Here is a 9620-nt window from a genome sequence, read left to right on the forward strand (position 1 = left end):
GCTGCACCGCGTCCGGGACACCTCGCACCCTTAACAAAACCTCAATAACGCCAGCCGTTTATGGTGAACCCTTTGTTAAGCGTCATGGTTTATTTTGTATGACAGTGGCATCGCGTCACGGTGTCGTTTTTAAAAGTTGCGTAAGCCGGCAGGACCATGATCGTTCGGCAGTTCATCAGTTGGGTACGCACCGCTCCCGCAGGCGAGCGCGCGGAAGCCACGCGGTCACTGGCCCGCGCGCTGCTGTTTTCCGATATGTCCGAGCAGGATCGCGGCGCCGCCGAGGGCGCGCTGCTGATGCTGCTGGACGATGCGTCTCCGCTGGTGCGCCAGGCCATGGCCGAAGTGTTTGCAGGCAGCGGCGATGCCCCGGCTGCGATCGTGCAGGCGCTGTCACTCGACCAGGCATCGGTGGCGCTTCCGGTGCTCGAACATTCGCCGCTTTTGATCGACGCCGACCTGGTCGACATCATCGCCACCGGGAACAGCGAAATGCAATGCGCCATTGCACGCCGCATGAATCTCCCCGCAGCGGTCTGCGCCGCGATCGCCGAAGTCGGCACCCCCGCGGCGGCGCTCGAATTGATCGAAAATCCCTACGCGGAGCTCGCGCCGTTTTCGTGGGACCGCATCGTCGAACGCCACGGCCATCTGGCCGCGATCCGTGAATCGATGCTGGTGCTGGAAGATCTTCCCGCCGCGACCCGGCTGGCGCTGGTCGCCAAACTGTCCGACACGTTGGCGCAATTCGTAGCCGCGCGCAACTGGCTCAGCGCCGACCGCGCACTACGTATCGCCAGCGAGGCGCGGGATCGCTGCACCGTGAATGTAGCGGCGCGCTCGCGCGGCGAGGACATGCGCTCGCTGGTGCGGCATCTGCGCCTGACCGGCCAGCTCACCGCCGGATTGATCCTGCGCGCGCTGTTGTCGGGCAATCTCGAATTGTTCGACCATGCCTTGGTGGAATTGTCGGGCCTGCCGCAAGCCAGAGTCTCCGCGCTGGTCTATGACCGCGGCGGTGCCAGCCTGAATGCATTGCTGGCGCGCGCCGGCCTGCCGGAGTCGACGTTCCCCGCGTTCCGCGCGGCGCTGGAGGCGAGCCACGAAATCGGTTTTGCCGGCACCGCCGGCGACGCGGCGCGGCTGCGCCGGCGCATGGTGGAGCGGGTGCTGACGCGTTGCGAGACCGATTCTGCGACCGCCGAGCCGCTGCTGGTCCTGCTGCGGCGCTTTGCAACCGAATCCGCGCGCGAGGACGCCCGTCTGTTCTGCGACGAGTTGATCGCGGACGAGGCGGTCGCGGCGATGCAGCACGATCTGATCGCGGCATGATTTTATAAAATAGCTTCAGCCGTCGAAATCCGCTACGGCGACAATGATCGTCTCGCGGCAAGGGTCGCGACGATGGCGAGCATGGCCGGGCTTGTCCGGCCATCCACCCCTCCGTCATGGCCGGGCTTCGTCCCGGCCATCTACGTCTTCCTTGCTTAGGCACCGCCAAGACGTGGATGCCTGGGACAGGCCCGGGCATGGACGCCCGGTACAAGGCCGGGCATGACGAACGATAGGTCGTCGGGCGTCTATTCCCCCGGCACGATGCTCGGCGCCAGAATCGCTTCGAGGTGCTCGGGGCGGTCGCGGTTGACGGCGGCGAGGTATTCGTCGGCAACGCCGCGCAGCTTCTTGCTCAACGCCGCGGCCATGCCGGCGTTGTTGATCCCCGCGTTCTCGCGCACGATCGCCTGGATCGCGTTGATGTGATGCGCGATCAGCTCGGCCGGCACCCGTTCCAGATCCGGCGCGTGCTCGATGATCCGGCACAGGCTTTCGGCGGCGGCGCCCGCGGTCGGAAAACCGAAGGTGGCGGCGTCGCCCTTGATGTCGTGGGCGGCGCGAAACAGTTCCTGGCTGGTGTCGGTGGTGAAACCGTCCTTGAGAATGGTGGCGTGCGCCGCGGCGAGCCGGTCGCATTCGATTGCCATCCAGTCCTTGAACTCGCCGGACAGTCCGGCCAGCGCCTTTTCGGCGCGGGCGACGGGATCGTTGAGATCCTTTTCGTCGACGCGGCGGAGCACCCGGCGCAGCGGGTTGGGCTGGGTGATGACGTGATGGTCGGCGAAGGCCTGGACGTGGAGCTCTGCGGGTTTCTCTTTGGCCATGATGATGTCCTTGGGACCCGTTAGCCGCTGGTGCGGGCTTTTTCGAGCAGCGAGGGCTGCTGCAGAACTTCCGCCTCCGCGCCGTTGCGCCGTTCGGGGCCGATATAGGTATTGGCGATGTTGCGGCGGCGGTCCGGACCGAAATAGGTCTTGGTCTTGATGAACGGGCGCGGGTTGGCGACCACGTTGAGGATGCGGTGATAGAGGCCTTTGGCGGAGATCGGCTTGGCCAGAAATTCGGTGACGCCGGCGTCGCGCGCCATGGTCACGCGGCGTTTCTCCGAGTGCCCGGTCAGCATGATGATCGGCGCGTAAGGGTTGCCCTTGGAGTCCGGCTGACGGATCATCTGGGCGAGTTCCAGCCCGTCGAAGATCGGCATCGACCAGTCGGTGATGACGATGTCGGGCGCATAATGGCTGTACATTTCCAACGCGGTGGCGCCGTCCTCGGCCTCATAGACCTCGCGGGCGCCGAACGAATGCAACAGCGTGCGCAGGATGCGCCGCATATGCGCGTTGTCATCGCACAGCAGAAACCGCAATTTGTTGAAATCGATGCGAAACATGGCCCGGCCTTGGGTGCTACCTCAGTCGGGTATACCCGGCGTTAACTATATGCGGCTGCCGTTAACGAATGGTTGCTTCTTCACCTCGCCCCGCTCTTTTGCGGGGAGAGGTCGCCGTGCGCAGCACGGCGGGTGAGGGGCTAAGCACTGCGGTGCGGAGCTCGCTGCCTCTCGGGTCGGAGGATGTGCGGGCGAACTGCGCTGCCCATGCGATGGCGCGACCCGAGAGTCCGCTGACGCATTCGGCGCAAAGCCTTGCCCCTCACCCCGATTGCTTGGCAATCCGACCTCTCCAGAAGAGCAAGGAGGAGGTTAGTACCCGAACTGCTCGCTGAGGATTCGCTCCTCGAGGCTGTGGCCGGGGTCGAACAGCATCCGCATCGAGATGGTCTTGTCCGAAATCACCTCGACGCGCCGTATATCGCGCGCCTCGTCATGATCGGCCACCGCCGCGACCGGGCGTTTTTCCCCCTCGAGCACTTCGATGACGACAAAGGCGGTGTTGGGGAGCAGGGCGCCGCGCCAGCGCCGCGGCCGGAACGCCGAGATCGGCGTCAGCGCCAGCAGCGGCGCATTGATCGGCAGGATCGGACCCTGCGCCGAGAGGTTGTAGGCGGTGGATCCGGCCGGCGTCGCCACCAGCACGCCGTCGGCCGCGAGTTCCGCCATCCGCTCGCGCTCGTCGATCAGGATGCGCAATCGCGCCATCTGATGGGTCTGGCGAAACAGGAAGACTTCGTTGATGGCGTGGTGCAGATGGACGCCGCCATGCACGTCGGTAGCACGCATCAGCAGGGGATTGATCAGCGTCTCGCGCGCCGCGGCGAGACGGCCATGCAGGTCGAGCGTCCTGAACTCGTTCATCAGGAAGCCGACGGTGCCGCGATGCATGCCGTAAATCGGCTTGCCCGAGCGCATCTGCCGATGCAGCGTCTGCAGCATCAACCCGTCGCCGCCGAGCGCCACCACAACATCGGCGTGATCCGGATCGTGATTGCCGTAGGCCTGGGTGAGCTGCGTCAGCGCCTGCTGGGCTTCCGCGCCAGAACTCGCGACGAAGGCGATCCGGTCATATCGCTGGGGCGTGGTCATGGGATCGCGGGCTCATCTCGGCGCAACAGGAAGGGGTGCCGTGGTCGTCTAGCCGATCTTTGCCACGCTTGTCGAGGCGACACCTGACGGCGTTTTTGGGAGGCGTTCTGAACCTGCAAGGCGCGAAATCATGATCGAGCATTGCTCCGGTCCGAGCAGGTTTGGGCTGACAGCAGCCAATTCTTTGCCGATGGCGCAAAGTCAAGACCAAGCCTCCGCAGGGTCGACGACATGATCGCCCTTGCCTCGTCACTCGACCTGCACTTACAATTATCACAAGTCGGAAAGTGCCACGCAATCCGGCGGACCCTAACACGCCGTCGCGCACTCTCCATGCCGGAAATCATCCGCGTAGGATGTGCGACCAAGTATGCGATCGGCACAAGGCCAGGGGGTTCAGCATGGGCGGATCACCAGGAGCTGTTGGCGCTCACACCGAATTGCAGCGGGTTCTGAAATTTTCACCTGCCGAATGGGATAATTATTCGCCTCCGCCTGACCTTTCCAAGGAAGGCCTGGAATCGCTTGCCGAATTCGGAACCCCGATTGTTGGCAGCTTTGTGGGGAAGGAAAGACTCGACCATGTGCGGCGCTGGATTGCGGGCGTTCAAGAGCTGGCCGAGCCGCGCGCGGTGTTCATGGATACAACGACGATTGCAGCGGTCGACAGCCTCGTTTTCGATGACGATCGCTCTAAGCTCGCGCCTTCGACACTGCTGGACCTGGCCAATTTCGTTTCCGCCATCGTTCTCCACGACCAGATTTTTCATTTGAAGAGCCCGCATCTGTCGAGTCTGCGGCTCAATGAGTCGATTGGAGGTTCACCCGCACTCGTGGAAATTCCGGTCGCTATCATGGATGTTGATGGAGAAGGCGGCCTTCTGACGGCGTTCTGGTATCAGGCATGTGATGAGATTAACGAAATCAGACGATCAGAGCTACCAGACCCAAAGCGGGAGGAGGGAAATGACATTTCTGCGCTCTGGGGGGAGCTCTTTGGCACCGCCGGAAAGCTCAATGTCTTCGACCCCGACATTAGGGATGACTACGATTCCCGCGGACCCGGCCTCGTGAGCAAGCTCGTTCAATATGGCGATCGGACCCTGGATATGCCATCCAGGCGAGAACTGAACCAGGAAGAACTCTTTACGCAGCGAAGTCGACTGGCGAGCGAATGCAACCATCGTTTCCTGTTCAACAAGCTGTTCAGCAAAGCGATACGGCTTCCATATCAGCCAAACACGTTTCGCGTCCCGTTCCAAAAATGGTTGTATGACCGATCCAGAACAGTGGAGAAGGGACTGTCGTTAGCGCCGTTTCTCGACGACCAATATCGCGAGATGATCGCAAAACGGATCGATATGGGTGCAACCGAAATGACCCTGCCTTTCTTTCTGACCGCTCTTCTGCGGCGAATTTCAAAGCGTGAGGAATTCGGCGAAGAGCTTGCCTCGATGCGCCGACGCGCCTACCCGCTCAGGAAGAAGCTGGCCGACCTGGAATCCGCGATCAAGAATGGGGATCTGTCCGAGATCGATCCGCTTCGGAAGGCGATCCGGGGCGAGGCTGTCCGCTTGACCGAGTGGCTCCAGCCTGCCGCGATAAGCGCTGCCGCTGCCGCGGTCATGACCGGGGCGGCCAGCGACCTGTCCGGGGGTCTGCTCACGGCCGTGCTGGTTCTGACGTATGCCGCCCAGTATTCGGGATCGGCCGTTTCCAAATTGCAGGAGCGCCTTGTCAGGCCTGAGCGATGGTTCATCCAGAAAACGGCGGAATCAGCCACCGCCCTGACCAAGGCACACGGTAAGCTTGCGTCGCTATGGGGATTGCCGGAAGCACACGCGTTGACGCTCGTTCAACGGCTGAACGTTTTAGCCCAGAGCCAGCGCCTCTGAGTTTTCGTCGACGCGGCCGCCTGGAAACGGCGAACCGCCGCGAGCCTTGCGCAGAATGCCAACCTGGCGCAGTTTTGAGGGTAAACCGTGACTTATCCGGCTGGGCGCTGACGAGGCCGTGCGGGGGCGATCACGGAAAGCAGGAGAAAACAGGATATGGCCATTCCGTTTCCGGTGCCGCGCCATGCGCGCATCGCGCTTGCCCTTCTTGCGCTCTTTGCCCTGGCTGAGGCGCGCGCCGAGGATGCGGCACCATCATCTCAGCCGCAACCCGCCGCGTCGCCCTCGGGGCAGAAGTCCGGCGAAAGAGGGTCGCGCGCCAACACCCCGAATGCAGCTGCGAGCGCCGAGCAACACCGTCTGCCGCCGGATTCCACCACCAAGCAGACGCTCGCGCTTCCCGGCCGTACGCTCGCCTTCACGGCGACGGCGGGCTCGATCCGCCTGTTCGACGACAAGGGCGAACCGCAGGCCGATCTCGCCTACACCTCGTACCAGCTCGACGGCGCCGACGCGCGCACCCGCCCGGTGACCTTCCTGTTCAATGGCGGTCCGGGTGCTGCCTCCGCCTGGCTGCAATTCGGCGACGCCGGCCCCTGGCGGCTGGCCTTCGGCGGCGACGCCGCGAGTTCTTCCGCCTCACCGGATCTGCTGCCCAATGCCGAGACCTGGCTGGACTTTACCGATCTGGTCTTCATCGATCCGGTCACCACAGGTTACAGCCGCTTCGTCGCCACCGGCGAGGAGGTGCGCAAACGATTCTTTTCCGTCGACGGCGACGTCGCTTCGCTCTCGGTGATGATCCGCCGCTGGCTGGAGAAACACGACCGCCTGCTGTCGCCGAAATACGTCGCCGGCGAAAGCTATGGCGGCATCCGCGGGCCCAAGATCGTGCGCAACCTGCAGACCCAGCAGGGTGTCGGCGTAAAAGGCCTGATCCTGGTTTCGCCGGTGCTCGACTTCCGCGAATTTTCCGGCTCCAGCCTGCTGCAATATGTCTGGAGCCTTCCCACCATGGCCGCGGTGGCGCGGGAGAAGGAGAAGGGTTCCGTGACCCGCGCCGATCTGGCCGACGTCGAAAGCTATGCGCGCAGCGATTTCCTCGCCGATATCCTCAAGGGCGAGGCCGATCTCGAAGCCACCAACCGCATCGCCGACAAGATAGCGGCCTTCACCGGGATCGACCAGGCGGTAAGCCGCAGGCTGGCCGGACGCTTCGACGCCATCGAGTTTCGCCGCGAGTTTGATCGCAAGAACGGCAAGGTGACCGGACGCTACGACGCCTCGGTGATGGGCTTCGATTCGCATCCGGATTCCAGTTTCTACCATTTCGGCGATCCGTCCGCCGAACCGCTGTTCGCGCCGCTGACCAGCGCCGCGGTCGACCTCACCACCCGCAAACTGAATTGGCGCCCGGACGGATCCTATAGGCTGATGAGTAACGCGGCCGACAAGGGCTGGGACTGGGGCCGCGGCCTCAATCCTCCCGAGTCGCTTTCTCAATTGCGGCAGATTCTCGCGCTCGACCCGAAACTCAAATTGCTGGTGGCGCACGGGCTGTTCGATCTCGCCACGCCGTATTTCGGCTCCAAGATCCTGCTCGACCAGCTGCCGGCCTACGCATCGCCCGATCGCGTCAAGCTCGCGGTCTATCCCGGCGGGCACATGTTCTATTCGCGCGACGCCTCGCGCCAGGCTTTTCGCGCCGAGGCCGAGGCGATGATGAAGTAGCGCAAGGCTGCCGACAAGGCAAAGCCGGCGCAGCTTGAAGCCACGCCGGCCTGAATTGCGCCGCAGCTATCTCAGTAGACGAGACCGGTGCCGGGCGGCTTTTCCAGCGCGTCGGCGAGCGAGCGGTATTCCTCCGACGTGGTGCCGCTGATGGCGGCGATCCGGCTCAAGTGATATTGCGCCTGGTCGCGGTTGCCCTGTTCGACCTGCCACAGCCCGTAATACTGCCAGGTCTTGACATGGTTCGGATCAGCCTTCAGCGCGCGCTCATACCACGCCTGCGAGACCTTGTAGTCGCCGAGCTTGCGGTAGGAGTAGCCGATCAAATTGGCGACGGCGGCGTTGTCGTCGTGGCCGAGCGCCTTCAGCAGCGCGATCGCCGAGGCGTAGTCGTTGCGGTCGTAGATCGTCGCATAGGCGGCGCGATAACCATCGACGAAGGCGGTGTCGAACCGGGTGCCGTTCTCGCTCCTTTTCTTTGACTTCGCGGGCGGCGGGCTTTCCGACGGCGTCGGTTCGCCTCCGGCCGCGGCAGTACGCGCAGTGAGCAGCGGCGCCGCGATCAGCGCGGTTGAAAATATCGCCAGTGTCATCAGCCGGATCGCAAATTTGCTCATGGATCCCTCCTGTTGAGATTTAAGAAGATCAGTAAACCAGCCCGGTGCCCGGCGGCTTTTCCAGCGCGTCGGCCAGCGATTTGTATTCGGCGCTCGCGGTGCCGCTGATGGCGGCGATGCGGCTCAGATGATACTGCGCCTGGTCGCGGTTGCCCTGTTCGACCTGCCACAGCCCGTAATACTGCCAGGTCTTGACGTGGTTCGGGTCGGCCTTCAGCGCGCGCTCGTACCAGACCTGCGAGACCTTGTAGTCGCCGAGCTTGCGGTAGGAATAGCCGATCAGGTTGGCGACCGCGGCGCTGTCGTCGCGGCCGAGCGCTTTGAGCTGCTCGATGGCCGAGGCATAATCGTGGCGATCGTAGATCGTCGCGAAGGCTGCGCGATAAGCGTCGGCAAACGCCGCATAGCTGCGCGAGGTGTTTTCGCTGCTCTTCTTTTTCTTCTTGGTGTCGGCCGGCGGCGGATCGCTCTCGGGCGCGGCATAGGCGAGCACCGGTGCTGCGACCATCGCCACCGAAAGCATTGCCAGCGTCAAAAGCCTGATCGCAAATTTGCTCATGCGTCTCTCCTTTTGCCAATAAGGGCGATCCTACACCGAAGCTTAGGGATTTGAACCCCCCGATGATCGGAACATTCCCGAGAAACCATGGAAATTGGCGTTTGGCGTCATTGCGAGAAGCGCCAGCGACGAAGCAATCCAGTCGGGCTTTGCCGCTCTGGATTGCTTCGCGGAGCCTCTCATCGGCGCACATTCGCGCGACCCGTTGGCTCGCAAGGACGCCGCGGGCCCTCCCGCCAGCATGACCAACAGGTCATCCAGATGAACGGAACCTGTTCTCCCGCTTCAGGGAGGGTTCAGCCCTGCCCGCCTAACATGACCCCGCATGATCGGCGAGCCCCGGCCATCCGACCGGTCTGTTCGGTGATCGACTTAACGAGACGACCATGTTGAAGGCCATTTCCGCAGCACTGCTCGCCGTTTCCGTCCTTGCCGCGCCGGCGATGGCCGGCACCACCAAGAAGCACAGCACGACCACCCCCGCGGTCAAATCCACGCAGCTGAAGCCGGGCATCCTTAACGCCAATGCCAAAATGGGCCGCCATCATCACCGCCACGGCCATCACTACCGGCATCATCGCCGTCATCACCGCTGACGGGTCTTCTGCGTCGGCGGCTCGATCCACATTGTCCGCCGCGGCCGTGGGTACGCTCCGGCCTGTACCGTTGCTTCCGCAATGGTGCAGGCCGGAACTGTCTTGGACGGCGCCCCGATAACTTAAGATGCGAATTCCATTTGCCGCACGAACGTTCTAAGAGTCCGGGGGGCGTTGGGCATTCGAAAGACGGGCTAGAGCTGGTGAGTTCGGCAAAGCGCGCGGCGATTTTAGTGCTGGCGTCGGCGCTCGCGGCCTGCGCGAGCGACGGCCAGAACAGCATCACCTATACCGACGATCGCGGCGTCGCCAACCAGCCCTATCCCGCCGACTACCGCACCGAACTGCTGGCGTTCATGCGGACCTATCTCAACAACCCGGTCGGCGTGAAGGATGCCGCGATGG

Annotated in this window: 9 protein-coding genes and 1 pseudogene; 5 read left to right on the forward strand and 5 right to left on the reverse strand. The window is 63.2% G+C overall.

What is annotated here, in order from left to right; all coding sequences use genetic code 11:
- Positions 1-156: 156 nt before the first annotated feature.
- The gene (locus VGP39_RS17995; RefSeq protein ID WP_327569453.1) at positions 157-1332 is read left to right on the forward strand and encodes a DUF2336 domain-containing protein; all 1176 of its coding nucleotides are present in this window, start codon (positions 157-159) and stop codon (positions 1330-1332) included.
- A gap of 248 nt (positions 1333-1580) precedes the next feature.
- Here the strand turns inward: VGP39_RS17995 and VGP39_RS18000 are convergent, their stop codons facing one another.
- From VGP39_RS18000 to VGP39_RS18010, 3 genes are all read right to left on the reverse strand, one after another.
- Positions 1581-2159: an Hpt domain-containing protein gene (locus VGP39_RS18000; protein ID WP_327569454.1), complete on the reverse strand. Its 579-nt coding sequence runs from the start codon at positions 2157-2159 to the stop codon at positions 1581-1583.
- A 20-nt stretch (positions 2160-2179) separates the two neighbouring features.
- Positions 2180-2725 carry a response regulator gene (locus tag VGP39_RS18005; RefSeq protein WP_327569455.1) on the reverse strand — a complete coding sequence of 182 codons (546 nt, stop codon included), beginning with the start codon at positions 2723-2725 and terminating at the stop codon, positions 2180-2182.
- 312 nt (positions 2726-3037) lie between these two features.
- Positions 3038-3817, reverse strand: a complete 780-nt coding sequence (locus tag VGP39_RS18010) for an NAD kinase (RefSeq protein WP_327569456.1) — start codon at positions 3815-3817, stop codon at positions 3038-3040.
- A 401-nt stretch (positions 3818-4218) separates the two neighbouring features.
- On the opposite strand from VGP39_RS18010, the gene VGP39_RS18015 reads away from it, so the two are divergent.
- On the forward strand, positions 4219-5712 hold the full coding sequence (locus tag VGP39_RS18015; RefSeq protein ID WP_327569457.1) for a hypothetical protein: 1494 nt from the start codon (positions 4219-4221) through the stop codon (positions 5710-5712).
- A 156-nt stretch (positions 5713-5868) separates the two neighbouring features.
- Positions 5869-7443 carry a S10 family peptidase gene (locus VGP39_RS18020; RefSeq protein ID WP_327569458.1) on the forward strand — a complete coding sequence of 525 codons (1575 nt, stop codon included), beginning with the start codon at positions 5869-5871 and terminating at the stop codon, positions 7441-7443.
- A 71-nt stretch (positions 7444-7514) separates the two neighbouring features.
- On the opposite strand, the gene VGP39_RS18025 is transcribed toward VGP39_RS18020, so the two are convergent.
- Together VGP39_RS18025 and VGP39_RS18030 are read right to left on the reverse strand one after the other, a co-directional pair.
- Positions 7515-8060: a tetratricopeptide repeat protein gene (locus VGP39_RS18025; RefSeq protein WP_327569459.1), complete on the reverse strand. Its 546-nt coding sequence runs from the start codon at positions 8058-8060 to the stop codon at positions 7515-7517.
- 28 nt (positions 8061-8088) lie between these two features.
- A complete protein-coding gene (locus VGP39_RS18030) occupies positions 8089-8619 on the reverse strand; it encodes a tetratricopeptide repeat protein (protein WP_327569460.1) in 531 nt (176 codons plus the stop codon).
- A gap of 386 nt (positions 8620-9005) precedes the next feature.
- Here VGP39_RS18030 and VGP39_RS18035 point away from each other — a divergent pair, with 386 nt between their 5' ends.
- Positions 9006-9215 carry a His-rich protein BRANT gene (locus VGP39_RS18035; RefSeq protein WP_327569461.1) on the forward strand — a complete coding sequence of 70 codons (210 nt, stop codon included), beginning with the start codon at positions 9006-9008 and terminating at the stop codon, positions 9213-9215.
- A 200-nt stretch (positions 9216-9415) separates the two neighbouring features.
- A pseudogene (locus VGP39_RS18040) lies at positions 9416-9620 on the forward strand (hypothetical protein); the annotation flags it as partial.

It is taken from the genome of Bradyrhizobium sp., from assembly GCF_036009065.1.
In the GTDB taxonomy this organism is placed as follows: Bacteria; Pseudomonadota; Alphaproteobacteria; order Rhizobiales; family Xanthobacteraceae; genus Bradyrhizobium.